This is a genomic window from Burkholderia sp. JP2-270 (assembly GCF_003233675.1).
In the GTDB taxonomy this organism is placed as follows: domain Bacteria; phylum Pseudomonadota; class Gammaproteobacteria; order Burkholderiales; family Burkholderiaceae; genus Burkholderia; species Burkholderia pyrrocinia_C.
The window spans coordinates 620333-638917 of sequence record NZ_CP029825.1; the positions used below are offsets into that span (position 1 = coordinate 620333).

Sequence of the window (18585 nt, forward strand, 5' to 3'; positions counted from 1 at the left end):
CTCGGCGCCGGCACGACGACGTCGGCGTGTCCCGCATACGCGGGCAACGCTTGCTCGAGCTGGCGCCCCGCGTCAGCGATCGAGGAACGGGTTCGTCACGATCGGCTCCCGAAGCGCGGCGGCGGCATCATCCGCTATGCGCGAAAACGTTGTTTCTCGTCGAGCGATCAGGTTAGGCGTGGCGGCCCGGCAAGCTTGATCTGTGTCATGCCGTAACAAACCGCAGATCACACAATCGGGGTTGTCCGTATTCCTTCCGCTCCACCGACCGGTTCATGAGCATGCGAAAACATTCGCCTCTGCATGGATCGATCGCAACTTCGAGTGAACCAGACCATGAAACTACCGTTGGAAATTTCCTTTCAAGGCATGCCGCTCTCGGACGCCATCGAGCAGGCTGTGAGAACGCATGCTTCGAAGCTCGACAAATTCTGCCCCGACATCATGCGCTGCCGCGTCAGCGTGATTCTGGACGAGAAGCACAAGCATCGGGGCAAGCCGTTCAATGTCCGCATCGACTTGACGATTCCCGGGCATGAACTGGTGTCGGACAGGGAACGTGACGAAGACGTGTACATCGCGCTGCGCGATGCGTTCAACGACATCACGCGGATGCTCGAAGACGCGGTGCGCAAACTGCATGGTCAGGTCAAACGGCACGCGGAACGTCTGTAGGGCTCCCCGGCATGGCGCTCCATCCGGCGCGAGGCGCGCTAATGGCAACGCCATCGGCGCCGGGGTTGACGAATGCACACCACCGCCCCCTCGCGTTCCCGGACAATCAGCGCATCGCCGGGTATCTGCTGGAGGCAGCCCGGCGTCTCGACGCGCAAGGCGCCAATCCATTCCGGGCCGGTGCGAATCGCACTGCTGCGAACACCGTCGCTCATCTCGGCTCGGATATCCGCGCCCTCTTTGACGAAGGGGCGCGATGCGCTCGATGCAATACCAAGCGTCGGCAGGGGCATTTCGAGCGCCATCGCCGCGGGTTCCTGTCACCGCCGAGCACCGTGGAAAACCGGGGAATCCGTGGAACTCGCCACATTGCAATGGGTGCACCGGTTCAGCCCTATCCGACTGCTTGAGCCAGTCGGATACATACCATCGGCTGACGCCGAGCCAAACCACTGGCAGAAACCCGCCCGCGAGGCCGTTGAACCGGTCTTGACTTGAACCAGCCGGCCTCCTCGGAAACCGTGGCGATTCAAATAGCGCCAGAGACACATCAACGGCATCGCCCGCTTTGATTTGGCTCAACGGCAGCGCTCGTTACTTGGATAATGTGAAGAAAATGCCGACCGACACAATACGGGCAGAAACCGCTGGTCCTTGTCGTGAGGAATCCGATGAAGCCGCTAAGCTGCCACGCAGCCGCGCACACCTTCTATCATCTTGACGAACGCGCCATCACCGGCCTCGCGTGCACGGGCCTGGCGTGTTTCGCCGCACGCTCCGACCGGCCGGAGCGCTGGCAGACAGCTGTCACTCAAAGGCCGGTCGTGTATTGCCTGGGCAAGTGCTACGACGGGCCCAGCGACAGCGAGCACGATATTCGACCACACATCAGCAGTCACGCGCGTCGTACCGTACTGCTGGACAATGTGCTCGCCGGCGGGGTCCGCGACCTGGGCAAGTATCGCGAGCGTGGCGGTGGCGCGGCGCTCTCCAGGGCCCGAATCTCCCCGCCGGAAGAGCTGGTGCGTCTTGTACTCGCCTCCGGATTGCGCGGGCGCGGTGGAGCCGGTTTTCCGGCAGGAATCAAATGGCGGGCGGTCTTGAATGAGCAGGCCTCGACCAAGTACGTGGTCGTCAATGCCGACGAGGGAGATCCCGGCGCATTTTCCGATCGTTTCCTGCTTGAAGATGATCCATTTCGGGTAATCGAAGGGGCTGCAATCGCGGCGCACGCCGTTGGCGCGCACCACGGTTACATCTACCTGCGCAAGGAATACCCGTTTGCCGCACAGGTCATGTCACGAGCACTGGAGCAGGCGCGCGCCGCCGGGTGGTTACAGCCGGCGTTCGAGCTCGAGCTGGTCGTTGGGCGAGGCGCCTACATCTGCGGCGAGGAGACCTCGCTGCTGAATGCGCTCGAAGGTCGCCGCCCGGAAGTGCGACCACGACCACCCCAGATTACCCAGAACGGACTCTTTGGCGCACCCACGCTGGTACAGAATGTAGAAACGCTGTCTGCGGTGCCATGGATCGTCACACAGGGCGCAGCAGCCCATGCGGATCTTGGATTTTCGCGCAGCCGTGGCACCAAACTCCTGTCGCTCAATTCCCTGTTTCAGCGTCCGGGCCTGTATGAGGTGGAATTCGGTATACCGTTGACGGATATCGTCGACCATCTCGGCCAGGGATTGCGCCGCGGCAAGCTCAAAGGCCTGATGATCGGTGGACCGCTCGCCGGCATCGTTCCGCCAGAGCGCTTGGCCACCAGGCTCGGCTACGAGGAAATGCAGGCCATCGACTGTGCGGTCGGGCACGGCGGCGTCATTGCATTTGCTGACGACACGCCGATCATGAAGATCATCGCAGAGGTGTTCCGGTTCGGCGCACGCGAGTCATGTGGAAAATGCACGCCCTGTCATCTCGGCGCACCGGTGTTGGCAGCCATGGCCGATGCCGCGGCGGCGGGCGCTACGATCGACGCTGCCTATTGTCGGCAACTGATCGAGGCACTTGCAGCGACAAGCTTGTGCGGCCATGGACGCGGGCTGGCGGAGTTCGCCCTTTCCGTGCAGCGACATTACCAGGCGGAGTTGCTCGAATGGTCAGTCTGATCATCGACGGCATTCCTCACGAAGCGACGGAAGGCACGCTGCTGATCGACGCACTGGCCGCAGCCGGCGCGACCGTTCCGAGCTTGTGCCACGACAAGCGCCTGAAGCCGTCCGGCGCCTGCCGTCTGTGCATAGTGGAACTGGAAGGCCACTCGCGGCCGGCTGCAAGCTGTACGCTCGAGGTAAGCGATGGAATGATCGTGCGCACCCGCAGCGAAGCCATCCTGGCATTACGCCGCACGAACCTCAAGCTGATCGCCGCGCACTACCCGTTGTCCGCATCCATCGCCGAGCCAAACCATCCATTCCATCGCCTGCTTGCAGAGTATGGGGTACTGCCGGGGGACGTGCGGGAGGACGGGTTGTTTCAGGACGACACTCACCCCTATCTCGGCGTGTCGATGGACCGCTGCATTTATTGCGAGCGCTGCATCCGGATATGCGAGGAAGTTCAAGGTCAGTTCGTTTGGGAGGCTCGGGGTCGCAGCGACGCGACGCGCATCGTAACGGGCAAAGGGCCGACGCTGCTCTCCGGTGGATGTGTAAGTTGCGGGGCTTGCGTGGACAGTTGTCCCAGCGGCGCCTTGTTCGACAAGCGGGTTCATGTCGAGCCGACCGTGTGGACGCGCACTACTTGCGTGTATTGCGGCGTGGGCTGCCAGATGAACGTGGGGACTGCAGAGGGTCGGGTGGTGGCAGTGCGTCCTGCCGACAGTCCGGTCAACCGAGGTCATTTGTGCGTGAAGGGACGCTACGCGTTCGAGTTCAACCACGCTACCGACCGCATTACGCGCCCAATGATTCGCCGCGGCGGCACGTGGCACACCGTGAGCTGGGACGAGGCGCTCGACTTTACCGCCGCCCGGTTGCGGGAGATTGTCGCGCGTGACGGACCCGATGCGGTCGGCGTGCTCGGCTCGGCACGTGCGACCAATGAAGAAAACTACCTCGTCCAGAAGTTCGCCCGCGTGGTGCTCGGCACCCACAACGTCGACTGCTGTGCACGCGTGTGTCACACACCCAGCGCCAAGGCACTGAAGACGATGCTTGGTATCGGTGCGGCCACCAACAGTTTCGATGACATCGATCAGGCGCATGGATTTCTGGTCTGCGGGGCGAACCCGACCGAGAACCATCCGATCGTTGGTGCGCGCATCAGGCAGGCCGTGCTCGACGGTGCGTCCCTCATCGTCATCGATCCGCGCCGCACCGAGCTGGCGGCGCTAGCCGACGTGCACCTGGCCGTACGCCCAGGCCACAATGTGCCGGTGCTCAACGCAATGGCCGCGACGCTGATCGAAGAAGGGCTCATCGACCCACCATTCCTGGCCGAGCGCGTGACCGGCTTCGATGCTTTTTCCATGCACACCCTCCGCTATTTGCCGGAGACGGTGGCCGCAGCCAGTGGCGTCCCCGCCATGGCAATCCGCGAGGCCGCACGGCTCTACGCTCGTGGCAGACCATCGATGTGCTTTCACGGGCTTGGCGTGACAGAGCATCTGCAGGGCACCGAGGGCGTGATGGCACTCGTCAATCTGGCGCTGCTGACCGGCAACCTCGGCCGCCCCGGCGCCGGGATCAATCCGCTGCGCGGCCAGAACAACGTACAGGGAGCGGCTCAGATGGGATGCGACCCAAGATCGCTGACGGGCGCACAGGCAATCGACAGGGCTGGCGCGCACTTCGAGCAGGTGTGGGGCGCCAGATTGCCGTCCGGCCGTGGCCTCGATCTGCTCGAGATGATCGACGCGGCGCGGACCGGCCGGCTCCAGGCCATTTGGGCGGTAGGCTACGACATCTATCTTTCGCTGGCCAATGCAAACGACACGGCCGCGGCACTTGCCGCACTTGATCTGGTGATCGTGCAGGACCTGTTCCTGAACCAGACGGCCGAGACATTCGGCACGGTGTTCCTGCCGGCCGCCTCGTTCTTCGAGAAGGATGGCACCTTCATGAATGCCGACCGGCGCGTACAGCGAATTCGTGCTGCCGTGCCGGCCCCCGGCGACGCGCGGCCGGACTGGTGGATCGTTCAGGCGCTGGCAGCCCGCCTGGGCAACGCGCACGGATTTGAATTCGCGGGACCGCAAGCCGTCTGGGACGAAGTGCGTGCGCTATGGCCGGATGCCGCCGGGCTCACGTATCCGCGGCTGGAGCGCGAAGACCTGCATTGGCCTTGCCCCGATGAAAACCATCCGGGTACGCCAGTGCTGCATCGTGAGCACTTCGCTTGCGGGAAGACCGCGATGCTGGTCCCGATTGAATACGTCCCGACGACCGAGCAGCCTGATGACACGTATCCCTTGTTGCTGACCACCGGCCGCACGCTTCACCATTTCAATGCCGGCACGATGAGCTACCGAACCATCAATGCCACGCTACGGCCGTCGGACACACTGGACATGGCGCCCGCCGATGCGGCGCGCTACGGCGTGGCCGAAGGCGAGACGGTGCGGATATCGAGCCGCTACGGCACAACCATTCTACCGGTCCACATCACCCCTGCTTTACAGGCGGGACAGTTGTTCTGCACCTTCCATCGGCCCGATCTGTTCGTCAACCGGCTGACTTCGCCGGTGCGCGACCGTCTGGTGCACGCGCCGGAGTACAAGGTGGCCGCAGTCAGGGTGGACAAGCTGAGCGGCGATGCGCATTCCGTACTGCGTCCTGGAGGGGCTGAAGGATCTCCGCATCCGAAGTGACCAACCCGCTTCACCACCACGGCAGAGCTTGCCACGCCGAGAACTTCGCAGATCCCGAGTCACGTCGAAACCGACTGCGAAGCCGCAGCCTCCCGAAGCCACGCATTCCGGGCGCCGCTACGCGCGGAAGCGCTGCTCCTCGATCTGCTGCAGCTTGCTGACTTCTGCGACGCCCCCAAGCAGTCCTGCAAGATGCTCGACGATATCGTCGAGCGTAACAATGCCCGTGAGTCGACCCGCATCGTCGACGACCGGCATCCGCCGGACACCGGAACGGCGCATCTCTTCGAGCGCGACGCCGATTTCGTCGTTCTCGGATACGACGATCAGGCCGCGCGACATGATCTGGCCGGCAGTCACGTCGCCCGGATCGTCGCCGCGGGCCATCACCTGGATTACCAGATCGCGATCCGTGACCACGCCGATCGGAATGGCCTCGCCATTGCGATACTCGATCACGACGATATCGCCGACATGCGCATGCCGCATGCGATCGGCCAGTTCAAGCGCACTGCATTCCGCCGTACACGATTCGACCGGCTGGGTACTGATTCGTCCGATATGCATGATGAGGCTCCCGTTACACGCTCCGTGGACAATGCACGCACCTGCCGTCCGGCATCGCGTGCCTACTGCGATCAGGGTAGATGCGGTGCCGCGCGCGGAATTGACGCACGTCAACGCACCGGCCGCCCCGCACGGCTGGTACATGACGAACGACAGGTTCCCGGCAGGTTCGCTGGTGGCGGAAACTGCGCGTGATCTGGCTCAACGTCCAAGCGCGCCGCGCGCATAACGTGATGAAATGCCGTAACGCCCGATTCGGGCGTTGCCGCAGCCCGTGCAGTGCACCTCTTCGTTTCGATTCATCGGGTTCGGTTGCCATGACCGTTGCGTTGATCCTCGTGAATCTTGCGGTGTTTGTCGCCGAGGCAAGCGGCTGGCCGCCGCTCGTCGAGCGCTTTGCGCTGTGGCCGCCGGCGCAACCGGGCGGACCGGCGACACCGGCATTCCACATCTGGCAACTGCTTACATACGGCATGCTGCATGCCAGCGTCGCCCATGTCGCTTTCAACATGTTCGGGCTTTATATGTTCGGACGCGACGTCGAGCGCGGGCTTGGACGCATGCGCTTCCTCGGACTCTATCTGGCGAGCGTCCTCGCGGGCGGAATCACGCAACTCGCGGTCATGCAGGCATCGCCACCCACCGGCATGCCGACCGTGGGCGCATCGGCCGGCGTGTTCGGCACACTCATCGCCTACGCGGTGCTGTTTCCGCAGCGACGCGTCGTGCTGCTGTTTCCGCCGGTGCCGATGCCGGCCTGGCTCTTCGCGGCCGGCTATGCGTTGACCGAACTGCTGTCCGGCATCAGCGGTGCTACGAGCGGCGTCGCGCATTTTGCCCATCTGGGCGGAATGCTCGGCGCACTCGTCTGCCTCGCCTGCTGGAGGAAACGAGCGCACGTATCCGGCTAGATGCTGAGATAGCCCTGGAAAAGCCAAGTCGCGCCCATGCGCCTGCCCGACGTGCAGTCGCCGGCGCCGGTCGCGCACATGCCCGAAAATCCAGGCGAGCCGTCCGGACGGAAGACCGGCGCGAACGCATACTCGCCGTTGATCGTCACGAAGAAATCCGGATTGAACTGCGACGGCGCGAAAATCGACACCGTGCGGAAGAACGGTTCGGCATCGCCATACCCTGCAACGCGAGCGGCAAGAGGTGCCGTGGCTTCATAGCGTGCCGGCAACGTATAGATCCGCCCGTCACGCTCCACTTTTTCCGCCGGCGAAAAAACGAGCTCGACGCCCGGGTATGGCAGACTATGAGGCGGCCGGCATACCGGACCATCGGGTCCGAGTACGAGCGGCGGGTGGGCCCAGAGCGACAGCGACAGCGGGCTGGTGCGCTGCGCGAAGTATTCGGAAAGCCAGTTCATGGCCAGTTCTCCTGGAAACGATCCCTTGGCATGGAGATGCGGAGCATGTCTGCCGATTCGTCGCGGTCGCGCCGATGGCCCATCAAGCGTCGCATGCTTCGTCGCGCGACGCTTGATAACGATCAAGCGTGCGTCTAGCGTGCTGCGCCCGGACGCGGCCCCGGGCAGCTAGCACACAGCCGCATCGCGCCGGATCGATCGGGATCTCGCCAGTAAAAGCGCACGTCGACGGCACCGCGAGCCGGGACGACCACATGCCGGACCTCCTGCACACCGCGATCGTGCGCCGATATCGCATATCGTCCGGGTGGCACGCGCGCAAACAGGAACGGTCCGGCCGTATGCGCATCGAGAATCGACACCTTGCCCGACGAGATCGTGATGTCGACGTCGGACAGGTATTCACCTGCCTTCGATGCCAGGGTGATCCGCAAGTTGTATCGTGGAGCGACCGCACGGAACGCCGCAATTTCATCTGCGCCTACCCCGCCAGTTACGTACGCAATGCCGTTCTGCCGGATTGCCGCAGGCACGGACTGGGCAAACGCAACGTTCGGCGCGGCCGAAGACAGGACGCACGCAAGCAGCATGCAGGGAAATCGTATCAACATTGGCTTCTCCGGATGACGGGACCATCGAGGTCGTGGCGTGCGGCTCACAAGCAACCAGTGGCCGCCGCGGCCGCACATCGTCAACCCGCCTTGATCTCGATGCGCTTCTCGCCTTGGGATGCTTCGGCGGTCTTCGGCAGCGTGATCTTCAGCACGCCCTTGTCGAACGACGCCGCGATCTTTTCGGCATCGACACCATCGGGCATCGGGAAGTAGCGTTCGAATGAGCCGAAGCGCCGTTCGCGCATGTAGTAGCCCTTGTGCGTTTCCTTCTTGCCCTCGTATTTCTGGCCGCGAATCGACAAGCCGCCGTTCACCAGCTTGACCTCGATGTCCTGCTCGCTCATGCCCGGCAATTCGGCCGTGATCTCGTAGGTCTGGTCGGTTTCGGAAACGTCGACGGCGGGCGCCGCGTCCCAACTCCTGTCGCGGTGCCGGAACGGTTCGAGATCGAACAGCGAGCGTCGCATCGCCGACAGGCGCGCACCGGGGGCGAAATCATCGAACAGCCGATCAATCTCGCGCCGCAACGTTTCGATCGGATGCCGGAACGGCGTCGCCAGCGAACGCCCGGCGTGTTCCGGCGCCTGCTCCGCGGGCGGCTGCTTGTCGGCGGAATCGTTCATGTCGCTTCTCCTTTGCATCAGCGGAGATTTCATTTTCGATCGCGCTTTACCGACAGCGTTGATGAAGGTCACCGACGCAGCAGCATGCCGATGCGCTTCGCCATGTCTGCAACCTCCGTCGAGCAATGCCGCGGCGATGTCGCGCCAGCCCGGTGCGGGCAACGTCCACCGCCCTCCCCGCGACACCTCTGCACGGTGCTCCACGACGCCTCTCCCGCGATGATGGCGGTTTATCTTCTCGACGAGGCCGACCGGCACGCCTGGCCTGCGTCAACCGTCGCGCGACGGTATCGCTTTCGGAGCCGCCGGAGCCGATCGGTGCGCGGGCCATGTCCGCTGCGCTTGAAGCCTTGATGTCCGTCAACGCGTACCCACGCCCGCGAGCCACCATACACACGAGGGTGCGGCCATTTGGCCGCCGGTTAGTCCGTATCGCGTTAACGCGTGGTCGCCGGGTGGCCAGCGCCTCACGCGACGGGATACGCCTTGGCGAGCGCTTCGACGAACGCGTCGAGCCGATCGGGTGCGAGCCGGTTGATGCCGGCGGCCCCTTCCCGGCCGCCGCCGTCCGGAAATGCGCGGCAGAGACGGTCGGCGCCGCGCGGCGCGGCGATCGGCGCGCGAACGCTGACGGTATACCCGCCGCCCGATGCACACGTCAGCACCGCGTGGGCTCGCATCGGTGCGCCGCGTGCGAGGCGGTTGGCGAAGACGCCGCGCACCCGGCGCGCCCAACGGGCATCGGGAAGGATATAAACGTCGGCCCCCGGCAGCACGATGGCGGCGCGCTGCCGTTCCGCACGCACGATATCGCGCTGCCGATTGGCGTCGAGCCGGCGCGCCAGCGGCGACATCGCGAAATCGAGCGGGTTCGCATATGGCCGAAGGGTCAGGTAGACGGCAAGCGGTGCCATGAACAGGTCGTCGGGAAGATCGCCGTAGCCGTTGTAGTTGACGGCTTCGCCGAGCCCCTGCAACCGGTGCGAATCGGCGTCCGTGAGGCCGCAATCGGCGGCGAGCCGGCCGGCGACGTGGACGAGGTTGTCGCCGTACGCCCCGACCACCGCCCAGAGGCGTTGCCGGCCCGCCAGGTATCGGTCGACGATCACGCTCGTGCAGATGTCCGGCGCCGTATCGATATGCGCACGAAGGAGTGGATGATCCGGCACGTCGCCGGGCACGTGGTGATCGAAATAATCGACCTCGACCCCGCGCGCGAGCAGCATGCCGAGTGCCTCGCGGTTCACGTCGAGCGACACGTCGAGAACGGTGACCACATCGCCTCGCGCGCCCGGCACGCGCGCCAACAATGCGATGTCGCGCTTCGGCCCCGTCACGAGCACCGACTCGGCCGGCATCGCGAGCCGAAGCTGTTGAAGCGCGCAGATGCCGTCCGCGTCGCCGTTGAATACGTCAAAGCGGGTCATGGGACGTGACTCCGGATGGCCGCATGAATCGAGGAGCTTGCATCATGGAACATAGCCCGTTCAGTCTGTTTGCCTTCGCCTCCAGCCGCGCCTTCGGCGAGCGAATCGCGGCCCATCTCGGCGTGACGCTTGCCGCGCACGAGGAGCGTCCGTTCGAGGACGGCGAACACAAGACGCGTCCGCTCGCCAGCGTGCGCGGGCACGACGTCTACGTCGTCCAGTCGCTGCACGGCGAGCCGGGCAGCTCCGTCAACGACAAGCTTTGCCGGCTGCTGCTGTTCGTCGCCGCGCTGAAGGACGCGTCCGCCGCACGCGTGTGCGCGGTGACGCCCTACCTGTGCTATTCGCGCAAGGACCGCCGCTCGCAGCCGCGCGATCCGGTGTCCACGCGCTACGTCGCGACGTTGCTCGAGGCGGTGGGCGTCGACCGCGTCGTCGCAATCGACGTGCATAACCTCGCGGCGTTCCAGAATGCGTTTCGCTGCCCTACCGAGCATCTCGAGGCGAACGGCATGCTGGTCGAATGGTTCGCCGGGCAAGCCGGCGACCGGCCGGTCGTGGTCGTATCGCCCGACGCTGGCGGCGTGCGGCGGGCGGAGGATTTCCGGGCGCGACTGGAAGCCCGCCTCGGACGCCCGGTCGACGCCGCGTTCGCCGGCAAGCTGCGCAGCGGCGGCATCGTGACGGCCAAGCCGATCGTCGGTGAGGTCGCGGGCCGCTGCGCGGTCATCGTCGACGACCTGATCGGCGCCGGCACGACGCTCGCCCATACGGCCGAGGATTGCCGGGCGCTTGGCGCGCAAGCCGTCTACGCGGTCGCGACGCACGGCATGTTTTTCGACGGCGCTGCCGAACGGCTCGGCAGCAGCGCACTCACCGCCATCGCGGTCACCGATACGGTGCCGCCCTGGCGTGTGCCGCCCGGTCCGCTCAGGGACAAGCTCGCGATACTCGACAGCGCGCCACTCTTCGCCGAGGCCATTTCGCGCATCCATCGCGGCGGCTCGCTCACGGACCTGCTGCGGCGCTGACGTGGCTCGCTACCCACGCGCGTTCGCAGTCGTCGAGATGCCGCCATGCCAGCGCAACATAGGCGCGTGCGCGATCGCGCCAAGCCGACGTCGCCCGGAATGCAGGCTCGCGCAAGTGCCAGGCGGCGAGACGCGCGCGCGTCATCGCGCGACAGCTCTGGTAGAAGTGCACGCAGCCGCTGTCGACAGCGTCGCCGCTTGCCGCGCGATAGGCATTCAGCAGCGTGTCCGCGAACCAGGAAGCGCCGAGCCGCTCGCATTCGAGCGCGAGGAAGCCGATTTCGTCGGCGGCATCCTGTACTCTCAGCCTCCGGCAGAATTCAAGGCAATCGATGATCGCGACCGGATCGTCGACGCAGACATGCTCGGGCCTCAGGTCGCCGTGCCCTTCGACGATGCGTCCCTGTCGCACCCGCCGGTCGAAGCGCGCGGCGTCGCCCGCCAGCAGCGCGTGCTGCCGCGCGCAGATCGCACGCACGGCATCGACTGATTGGCCCGCAATCGGCTTGCGCAGCGCGCGTTCGTTGCTGTCGATCGTGCAGCTCAGCGCGTCGAGATACCCCGCTTCGCCGATGCGCGCGGGCGCCAGCGAGCGGTAGAACGTGCCCAGGCGGGCGGCGATGCGGCGCGCATCGTCCGGCTTGGCCATTCCGCTCGACAGCATACGATCGAGCATGCGCCCGGCCGGCAGGCGCCGCATCTTGACCAGCCAGTCGACGATTTCGCCAAGTCCGCCCGCTTGCAAGCCGCCTCGGGCATCCATGACCAGTGGCACCGCGTCGAGGTAGACGTCGGCCGCAAGCCGTCGGTTCAGGCGCACTTCCTCGTGGCAAAAGCGCCGACGCGCGGCAAGCGAGCGGAAGTCGAGCTGCGGCGCACGCACCGGTTTCTTGAGCTTCCACGCGTGCCGATCGGTCAGGAATACCCACGACATGTGCGTTTCCACCGCGGTGATTGTCGTCGTGCCGTCCGGCCACGCACCGGGCGTGCGCAACGCGGCCACCTTTTCGTTCAGCGCGATTGTGCGATGGCTCGGGGCGTGGGCGTCGTTCATGCGGCTTGCTGTCCGGCGTGCTCGTCCGGTGCCGTGCCCAGCCTGGTGACGAGGGCCGCCAGCGACGGGGATATCGACGGCTGCGGCGCCATGACAGGCTCCAGCGCGCGCATGGGCTCCGGCAACGTCGACAACTCCCGCAGCGCATGCACACGGCTCGCGTCGAGCGCGGGTGCCGCGAGCCGCATTCCGTCGATCATGACCGGCCGCAGCAGCGGCGTTCCTTCGATGCGCTCGCCATCGAGACCGAGGCAGTCGCCGGCCATCCGGCCATCCGGGCCATACAGCCGGAACACCTGCTTGCGGCCGGGCAGCGTCGCCTTGCCTTCGGCGCGCTTGCAGCGCGGCGCGCCTGCATACTCGACGAGCTTGTACGCGCAGTCGAGATACGGTGCGTCCGCCGACGTGCTCATCCGCGTGCCGATCCCGAAGCCGTCGATCGGTGCATGCTGGCGAACGAGATCCTGCAGCCGGTATTCGTCGAGATCGCCGCTCGCGAAGATGGTCGCGTCGGTCAGCCCGCCCTGGTCGAGAATCGTCCGAACGCTGCGCGCATTGGCAGCCAGGTCGCCGCTATCGATCCGCACGCCCTTGATGCGCAGGCGCTCGGGCGCCAGCCGGCGCGCAAGTTCGACCACCTTGTGCGCCGCGTGCGCGGTATCGTACGTGTCGATCAGCAGCAACGCGTTATCCGGCTGGGATCTCGCAAAGTGCTCGAATGCCAGCGATTCGTCGTCGTGCACCTGGACGAACGAATGCGCCATCGTGCCGTAAGTGGGAATGCCGTAGCGCAAGCCGGCGAGTAGCGTCGCCGTCCCGGAGAATCCCGCCAGATAGCTGGATCGCGCGGACAGCATGGCCGCTTCCGCGCCATGCGCGCGCCGCAGGCCGAAGTCGACGAGCAATCTGCCATGCGCGACGAGTGTGGCGCGCGCAGCCTTGCTGGCGACCAGCGTCGCGTAGTGGAGCAGGTTCATCACGCGGCTTTCGACGAACTGCGCCTCTCGAAGCGGCGCCGTGATGCGCAGAATCGGCTCGTCGGCGAAGAACACCGTGCCTTCCGGCATCGCGTCGACCGTGCCGGTGAAGCGAAAGTCGGCGAGCGATGCCAGGAAATTCGCGCGAAAGCGCGCTGTTGCGGCCAGCCGCTCGATGCCAGGCGTGCCGAAGCGCACCCCCTCCAGATAGTCGAGCACGGGTTCCAGCCCCGCCGCCATCAGGAAACCGCGCGACCGCGGCAGCGCACGCACGAAAAATTCGAAGCTGGCCACGTCGTTCATTCCCGCATCGAAGCCGGCCTGCATCATCGTCAGTTCGTACAAATCCGCGAGCAGCACGTCATCACCACCCGTGTCGGGCAAGGATCTGGCCATCATGCATCCTTTCATGTCGCCCGTGCGCGATCGTGCGGCCGTCGTTCAGCCGCCCCCGCGCGGGATGCCGGCACACCGCTCCATTGCGGGCGGCCATGCCTGCACAATTCAGCATAGATCGCCGTCCGGTACAGGAATTGCGCGAGATCAAGGGGGCCAAGCGGCACGTACGCCAAGCCCCCTTGACCGAGGTCAATCCGCAAAGCGACTAGAATCCCTGCCGTTCGTGCTCGCCGGTGCGCTCGTGTTACAGGTTAGCCGTGAGCGCGCGGCTCTATCCGCATATCGTGCGCTGACGAGTGACGGGCGACCGCCGCCGAGCGGCCCGTCAGACCGTGAACGTCTGAGATTTCCTCATTTCGATCCATGTCATGCCGCTTCGCAAGCCCTCCAGCGCCGCTTCGCGCTCGGTCGCGAACACCCTGTGGTGGGGAAACTCGCGTTCGCACGTACTGTCCGGCGACCGGACCGTCACATGGATGCGGCATTGGTAGCCCCCTGTCTCGACGGCGATCGTCTCGATCGCAACGGTCCAGTCTGCGTCATGAAGCTCGCCCGAGAGCGCCATCGCCATTCTCCGTTCATTGCCGCGTGCCGACCTGCCGGTTTCCCCGCGCCCATGCCCCGCCCTTCACGCTCCATCACCTCAGCCGCCGGACGATCAGCATCGAGACCGCGACGACGGCCGAGATTGCTGCAGATAGCAGCAACACGTATCCGATCAGTCGCCAGAATTCGGCGACGCGCTGCTCCAGTATCCATGCGCGATAAGACGTCACGTTGCTCGCTGCATCGGCATACGACGCGCGATAAACGAAAAGCGGCATGCACACGTCGTGCTCGGGTATCGGTGAAGTCAGCAATGATCCTGCCCGCAGTTGTCCCACAGCCGCGCATTCCGCCGTATTCATTCCGTCAACGATTGCCGTGCTGATCGGATGGTCGTAAATCGCGCCGATCCACGTAGCGGCACTCGACAGCAGTACGCAAAGACCGATGCCGGCAAGCCAGCGGCGCGGCATCGGAAAGCGGAAAGCGTGCCGGGGCGCGCTACCCACGCTGCTCCTCCTCGAAATACGGCTGACGTACCGCGACGAGACGCAACTCGTCGAGCAACGCCGCGGCGGCACGCAACAGATCGTCGAGCGTGACGATGCCGACCAGCTGGCCGTCGTCGCCGACGACCGGAAGCCTGCGTATGCCATGCTGCCGCATACGCTTTGCGAGCAGCCAGACATCTTCGTCACCGCTTGCGATCGCGACGGGTTCCGACATGATGTCCCCGACGAACAGCGCGCGCGCCTCCGCGTCCGGGCTCACCACGGCGAGCACGATGTCGCGGTCGGTCACCATGCCGACCGGCAGAAGGCGCCCCTCCCGTTCATGCACCACGACCAGATCGCCAGCGTGCGCATCGCGCATCCGTTCGGCTGCCTCGACGACCGTGATCGTTGCGAAACACGTGGCGACATCGCGAGTGCAGAGCATCGCAGCATTCATGGCATCTCCTGGTTGTCCCGGGTGACGCGAATCGTCACCGCGGTTCGGACATCCTTGACCGTCGATCAACGTCTGTCCTGCTCCGAACCCATCAGGCACCCGACAGTTGATCGGCGACTTCGCGCACACCCGGCGCCGGTCGGGCGGCATCGAACGCAAGCCGCCGTTCGCTCAGCGAATCCACGCGCCCGGTCAACGTCACGCAGCCCCCTGAACGGGGATGCAGACGTGTCCCGCTTGTTCCGCCGCGCGGCGAATCAGCGCCGCTTCGATCTTGACGGCGATATCGGACTGCGTCGATCGATGGATCCCGCTCGAGCTCCCATTCGACGTCCTTCCCCGGCCCACTGTCCGCGTTCATGATCGTTGGCTCTAGTTCGCTCCCGGTTAAGACAACGGTAGCGCAGTACCGCAGGCAAGAATTGACGCAGGTCAGTGCGAAAGCCCGTGCGGGCGCACAGTAGATATCGTAGCCGGTATCGTCCGACGCACGGTCATTACAGCCCCGGCGCGGTTTGATCCGTCCGGCCAGGTTTGATGAGGCGCAGGACGATCCGGCGTCCGTGTGTCGACAGGCTGGCGTGCGCCTCCGCGATCGACGTCGTATCCAGCCGAACGAGACCGCGCTCGGCCAGGCAGTGAAGATCGGCAGGATCGCCCGGTCGGCACCGCTGTTCGCTCGCGAGAACCATCATGATCGCGATTTCATGGGGCTCAGCAGCCTGTCTGCATTCGTATCGACCGGCCATTCGCCATAAGGCGCGACAGATCCCGAGCGGGAAATGTTCGGGCAATTGGCCGCGTCCTTGAAAGTCGAGGGCATGATGTGATCCGTATCGTGAACGTAAAGACGCAAACGGGACGAAACCGTGTCTGTGTCGATCTTGACCGACATGCGCAACGTTCAATGTTCGCGCTTGTCGGCGAGTCGTTCTTGATGCAGGCCAGCAACGGATCGAAGGCGTTCGGGATGCGCACAAACTCCAGGCGAAGCGCCTCCGACCTCCGAAAGAATCTGTGCGAGCGCAGGTCGGAACCGTGTCATGTCGAACGTGTGACCCTGCTGGCGAGCGGGTTCGTGTGCCATCACCAATGAAATCTGTAGTACGAATCGAGATGTCGTATTACGAAAGCGGACAGCATGCGATGGATTGAGTGAAATCAATGTGCGCTCGGCGCAGGAAAGCCAACATGAATCGTCCAACCCGAGAGGGAGTCGCGCATGAACCGGTACTGCGAAGTCGAACGCGAGCTGGCCCATATCGAAGGATCCATTCGTCTGCTTGAACAGACCCGGGCCTACTTCCACAAAAAGACGTCGGTAAGCGATCCCGCGTACTGGCGCGCAAGGCTGCATGCCGTCAGGGAGACAGCCGAACAGAACAAGACGCTGCTACGCCGGACCGATGAAGTCCTCGCATTGCTCGAACGACTTTGAGATCGGCTCGCTGCCAATTGCCCAGCCGCTCCTCGCGGCCGCTCCGCTGCTGAATCCAATGTTCGCACACGTGACCGTGCGCCAATTAGTCCCCCTCTCGCGAGGCCGCCGCCGGCCAGCACGTAGTCGAAGCGACGCTCGTGCGCGATCTGCGCCGGCACGTTGCTCACCCCGCGCTCGCGTGCGGCTCGCGCACAGTGAGCCCGCCGGCAATCGACCGGGCAAAGCCCGACCGTTTTCCGGAAGCGGCGCCGTCGCGGATATCGCGCCTCGAGATCGCGCAGGTCGCGACAGGCCGGTGCAATACCAGCGCCGCCATCTGGCCGAATGCGGTCTGATCGCCTCGACCGCCCATCGTGCAGAAGAAGGCAGTCGATCTCAGTGCATGCCCGTGACGCGCGAGCCAGGTCGATACAGGTGTCGATGCACGTCCCGCCCACACCGGCGTGCCGATCACGACGGCGTCGTAAGCCGACGGTTCGCACGTGGTCGGCTGAAGGTCCGCAACGCGGTGATGCATGACGTCCGCCAGCGAACGCAGGTAGCCGATCACGCCCGAGCGCCGCCGATTGTCGGTTTCCTGCAACCGTTCGCAATCCGCATCGAGTTCGGCGGCCAGTTGCCGCGCGAACGCGGCTGTCGTTTCGCTGCGCGAGTAGAAGACGACAAGGATGCGTCGAGGTACGTTCATGATTCGCTCCATGCACCGGTCGAAGGCCCGGAAACCAGCTTATGTGCCGGATATCGGAATGGCGCTGACGCAGGTCAACATGCCCTCGGCTGGCCGGTCGACAGTATTGCTGTGCGAGTACCATCGATACCCCGGACATTTGCCATGTGGTATGACCTGATCGAACTGCAACGGCAATGGCTGCGTGCGTGCCATGCAGGAGCACGGCATGCGTATGGCCTGTGGCCCGACGCAGCGTCGGGATGTTACGCCGATCTGCTGGAACCCTTGCTCGACCTGGATGCCGCCGCGCCGCCATTCGCAATCGGCGCGATCGAGCTGGCTGGCCGGCGCATCGAGGTCGCCGACACGGTTGTTGCGCATACCCCGTTCTGCTCGCTGCGCCGCTTCTCCCGCCCGAGTGCCCAACGGGCGATCCTGCTCTGCGCGCCGCTTGCCGGACACGCGGCCGTGATGATGCGCGAGACGGTCGAAACGCTGCTTGCCGACGGCGACGTGTTCATCACCGACTGGATCAATGCGCGCGATGTGCCGCTCGCCGCGGGTCGGTTCGGCCTCGACGAATACGTGTCGATGCTCGACGGTTTCATCGATGCGCTTCCGCCTGACGGCCGGCCGGCACATGTCGTCGCCGTCTGTCAGGCGACCTTTCCTTCGCTCGGCGCAATCGCGTTGCGCGCGCAACGCGGGGCTGTCCTACCGGCGAGCGTGACACTGATCGGCGGCCCGCTCGATGCACGAATCAATCCAAGTGCGCTCGGGATCGCGGCGCGCTCGCATTCGCTCGGCTGGTGTCGCGACACGCTGATCGACGTGGTGCCATCCGGGTTCGCAGGACGTGGGCGCCACGTGTTCCCGGCCTATTTGCAGCGCGCCGAAATCGCGATCGCGTATCCGCAACGGTATCTCGCACTGCTCGAACGTTATCGGCTAGCCGTATCGAGCGGCAATGCGAACTCGCTCGCAACCGCGCGCCGTGCGTTGCATGAATATCTTGCGCTCGTCGACATGCCGGCCGAGTATTTCCTCGATACCGTCGACATCGTCTTCCAGCGTGCCTGCCTGGCGAGTCGGACATGGAACGTCCGGGGCGTGCGGGTCGAACCCGCTGCGCTTCACGACATCGTCCTGACGACTGTCGAGGGGACGCGCGATGCCGTCACCGGCGCCGGGCAAACCCACGCTGCACTGGATATGTGCAGCGGCCTCGCACCGGGCGCGCGGCAACGCATCGACGTCGAGGGCTGCGACCACTACGGACTGTTTACGGGTGAACACTGGAGCGCCGACGTGCATCCGGCGTTGCAGGCGGCATTCGCCCGCGCCGAACACGGCCAACGACGCTCGCGCGCGGCTTGAGACGGCTGCGTCCCCTGGGTTCCGCATGTCCGTCTTGCGCGGCGCGAA

The 18585-nt window shown here is 65.0% G+C and carries 20 protein-coding genes and 1 pseudogene; 8 read left to right on the forward strand and 13 right to left on the reverse strand.

The features are described 5' to 3' along the window. Positions 1-336 precede the first annotated feature (336 nt). Positions 337-675 (forward strand): HPF/RaiA family ribosome-associated protein, encoded by a 339-nt coding sequence (locus DM992_RS20495; RefSeq protein WP_111020316.1) that lies wholly within the window; start codon positions 337-339, stop codon positions 673-675. Positions 676-713: 38 nt separating this feature from the next. Here DM992_RS20495 and DM992_RS20500 read toward each other — a convergent pair whose 3' ends face one another. Beyond that, on the reverse strand, positions 714-980 hold the full coding sequence (locus tag DM992_RS20500) for a hypothetical protein (RefSeq protein ID WP_111018399.1): 267 nt from the start codon (positions 978-980) through the stop codon (positions 714-716). A 16-nt stretch (positions 981-996) separates the two neighbouring features. Between DM992_RS20500 and DM992_RS42790 the strand changes: the two are divergent. The 3 genes and pseudogenes from DM992_RS42790 to fdhF all read left to right on the forward strand — a co-directional run. Beyond that, a pseudogene (locus tag DM992_RS42790) lies at positions 997-1173 on the forward strand (IS3 family transposase); the annotation flags it as partial. A 173-nt stretch (positions 1174-1346) separates the two neighbouring features. Next, a complete protein-coding gene (locus DM992_RS20505) occupies positions 1347-2786 on the forward strand; it encodes an NADH-ubiquinone oxidoreductase-F iron-sulfur binding region domain-containing protein (protein ID WP_111018400.1) in 1440 nt (479 codons plus the stop codon). Beyond that, positions 2774-5488 (forward strand): formate dehydrogenase subunit alpha, encoded by a 2715-nt coding sequence (gene fdhF / locus DM992_RS20510; RefSeq protein ID WP_111018401.1) that lies wholly within the window; start codon positions 2774-2776, stop codon positions 5486-5488. The genes DM992_RS20505 and fdhF overlap by 13 nt, the downstream gene beginning before the upstream one ends. A 117-nt stretch (positions 5489-5605) precedes the next feature. Here fdhF and DM992_RS20515 read toward each other — a convergent pair whose 3' ends face one another. Then, positions 5606-6055 carry a CBS domain-containing protein gene (locus DM992_RS20515; RefSeq protein WP_111018402.1) on the reverse strand — a complete coding sequence of 150 codons (450 nt, stop codon included), beginning with the start codon at positions 6053-6055 and terminating at the stop codon, positions 5606-5608. Positions 6056-6372: 317 nt separating this feature from the next. Between DM992_RS20515 and DM992_RS20520 the strand changes: the two genes are divergently transcribed. After that, positions 6373-6966: a rhomboid family intramembrane serine protease gene (locus DM992_RS20520; protein WP_111018403.1), complete on the forward strand. Its 594-nt coding sequence runs from the start codon at positions 6373-6375 to the stop codon at positions 6964-6966. Here DM992_RS20520 and DM992_RS20525 read toward each other — a convergent pair. The 4 genes from DM992_RS20525 to DM992_RS20540 all read right to left on the reverse strand — a co-directional run bounded on the left by DM992_RS20525 (position 6963) and on the right by DM992_RS20540 (position 10091). After that, positions 6963-7553 carry a hypothetical protein gene (locus DM992_RS20525; RefSeq protein WP_239511419.1) on the reverse strand — a complete coding sequence of 197 codons (591 nt, stop codon included), beginning with the start codon at positions 7551-7553 and terminating at the stop codon, positions 6963-6965. The two genes, DM992_RS20520 and DM992_RS20525, sit on opposite strands and share 4 nt — an antisense overlap. Before the next feature lie 8 nt (positions 7554-7561). Beyond that, positions 7562-8017 (reverse strand): carboxypeptidase regulatory-like domain-containing protein, encoded by a 456-nt coding sequence (locus DM992_RS20530; RefSeq protein WP_239511458.1) that lies wholly within the window; start codon positions 8015-8017, stop codon positions 7562-7564. Positions 8018-8118: 101 nt separating this feature from the next. Beyond that, positions 8119-8922 (reverse strand): Hsp20/alpha crystallin family protein, encoded by an 804-nt coding sequence (locus tag DM992_RS20535; RefSeq protein WP_239511420.1) that lies wholly within the window; start codon positions 8920-8922, stop codon positions 8119-8121. 209 nt (positions 8923-9131) lie between these two features. Beyond that, on the reverse strand, positions 9132-10091 hold the full coding sequence (locus tag DM992_RS20540) for an acetyltransferase (RefSeq protein WP_111018406.1): 960 nt from the start codon (positions 10089-10091) through the stop codon (positions 9132-9134). 44 nt (positions 10092-10135) lie between these two features. Here DM992_RS20540 and DM992_RS20545 point away from each other — a divergent pair, with 44 nt between their 5' ends. Continuing rightward, positions 10136-11122 carry a ribose-phosphate pyrophosphokinase gene (locus tag DM992_RS20545; protein ID WP_204356162.1) on the forward strand — a complete coding sequence of 329 codons (987 nt, stop codon included), beginning with the start codon at positions 10136-10138 and terminating at the stop codon, positions 11120-11122. On the opposite strand, the gene DM992_RS20550 is transcribed toward DM992_RS20545, so the two are convergent. From DM992_RS20550 to DM992_RS41740, 7 genes are all read right to left on the reverse strand, one after another. Continuing rightward, positions 11100-12176: a hypothetical protein gene (locus tag DM992_RS20550; RefSeq protein ID WP_111018408.1), complete on the reverse strand. Its 1077-nt coding sequence runs from the start codon at positions 12174-12176 to the stop codon at positions 11100-11102. The genes DM992_RS20545 and DM992_RS20550 overlap by 23 nt on opposite strands. Continuing rightward, positions 12173-13549 carry a nicotinate phosphoribosyltransferase gene (locus DM992_RS20555; protein WP_111018409.1) on the reverse strand — a complete coding sequence of 459 codons (1377 nt, stop codon included), beginning with the start codon at positions 13547-13549 and terminating at the stop codon, positions 12173-12175. Before DM992_RS20555 ends, DM992_RS20550 begins: the two co-directional genes overlap by 4 nt. A gap of 328 nt (positions 13550-13877) precedes the next feature. Continuing rightward, positions 13878-14117, reverse strand: coding sequence for a hypothetical protein (locus DM992_RS20560; protein ID WP_111020317.1), 240 nt, complete (start codon positions 14115-14117; stop codon positions 13878-13880). Positions 14118-14190: 73 nt separating this feature from the next. Continuing rightward, positions 14191-14607: a hypothetical protein gene (locus tag DM992_RS20565; RefSeq protein WP_239511421.1), complete on the reverse strand. Its 417-nt coding sequence runs from the start codon at positions 14605-14607 to the stop codon at positions 14191-14193. Beyond that, the gene (locus DM992_RS20570; RefSeq protein WP_111018411.1) at positions 14600-15049 is read right to left on the reverse strand and encodes a CBS domain-containing protein; all 450 of its coding nucleotides are present in this window, start codon (positions 15047-15049) and stop codon (positions 14600-14602) included. The genes DM992_RS20565 and DM992_RS20570 overlap by 8 nt, the downstream gene beginning before the upstream one ends. A 91-nt stretch (positions 15050-15140) precedes the next feature. Continuing rightward, entirely contained in the window at positions 15141-15410 is a 270-nt protein-coding gene (locus DM992_RS43525; protein ID WP_343212469.1) for a BON domain-containing protein, read from the reverse strand. Between the two features lie 136 nt (positions 15411-15546). Continuing rightward, positions 15547-15744 (reverse strand): hypothetical protein, encoded by a 198-nt coding sequence (locus DM992_RS41740; RefSeq protein WP_162631704.1) that lies wholly within the window; start codon positions 15742-15744, stop codon positions 15547-15549. Between the two features lie 527 nt (positions 15745-16271). Between DM992_RS41740 and DM992_RS20580 the strand changes: the two genes are divergently transcribed. Continuing rightward, positions 16272-16487, forward strand: coding sequence for a hypothetical protein (locus tag DM992_RS20580; protein ID WP_111018412.1), 216 nt, complete (start codon positions 16272-16274; stop codon positions 16485-16487). Positions 16488-17322: 835 nt separating this feature from the next. Next, complete coding sequence (gene phaZ, locus DM992_RS20590) at positions 17323-18537, forward strand: polyhydroxyalkanoate depolymerase (RefSeq protein WP_111018413.1); 1215 nt, start codon at positions 17323-17325, stop codon at positions 18535-18537. The last annotated feature ends 48 nt before the right edge of the window (positions 18538-18585 follow it).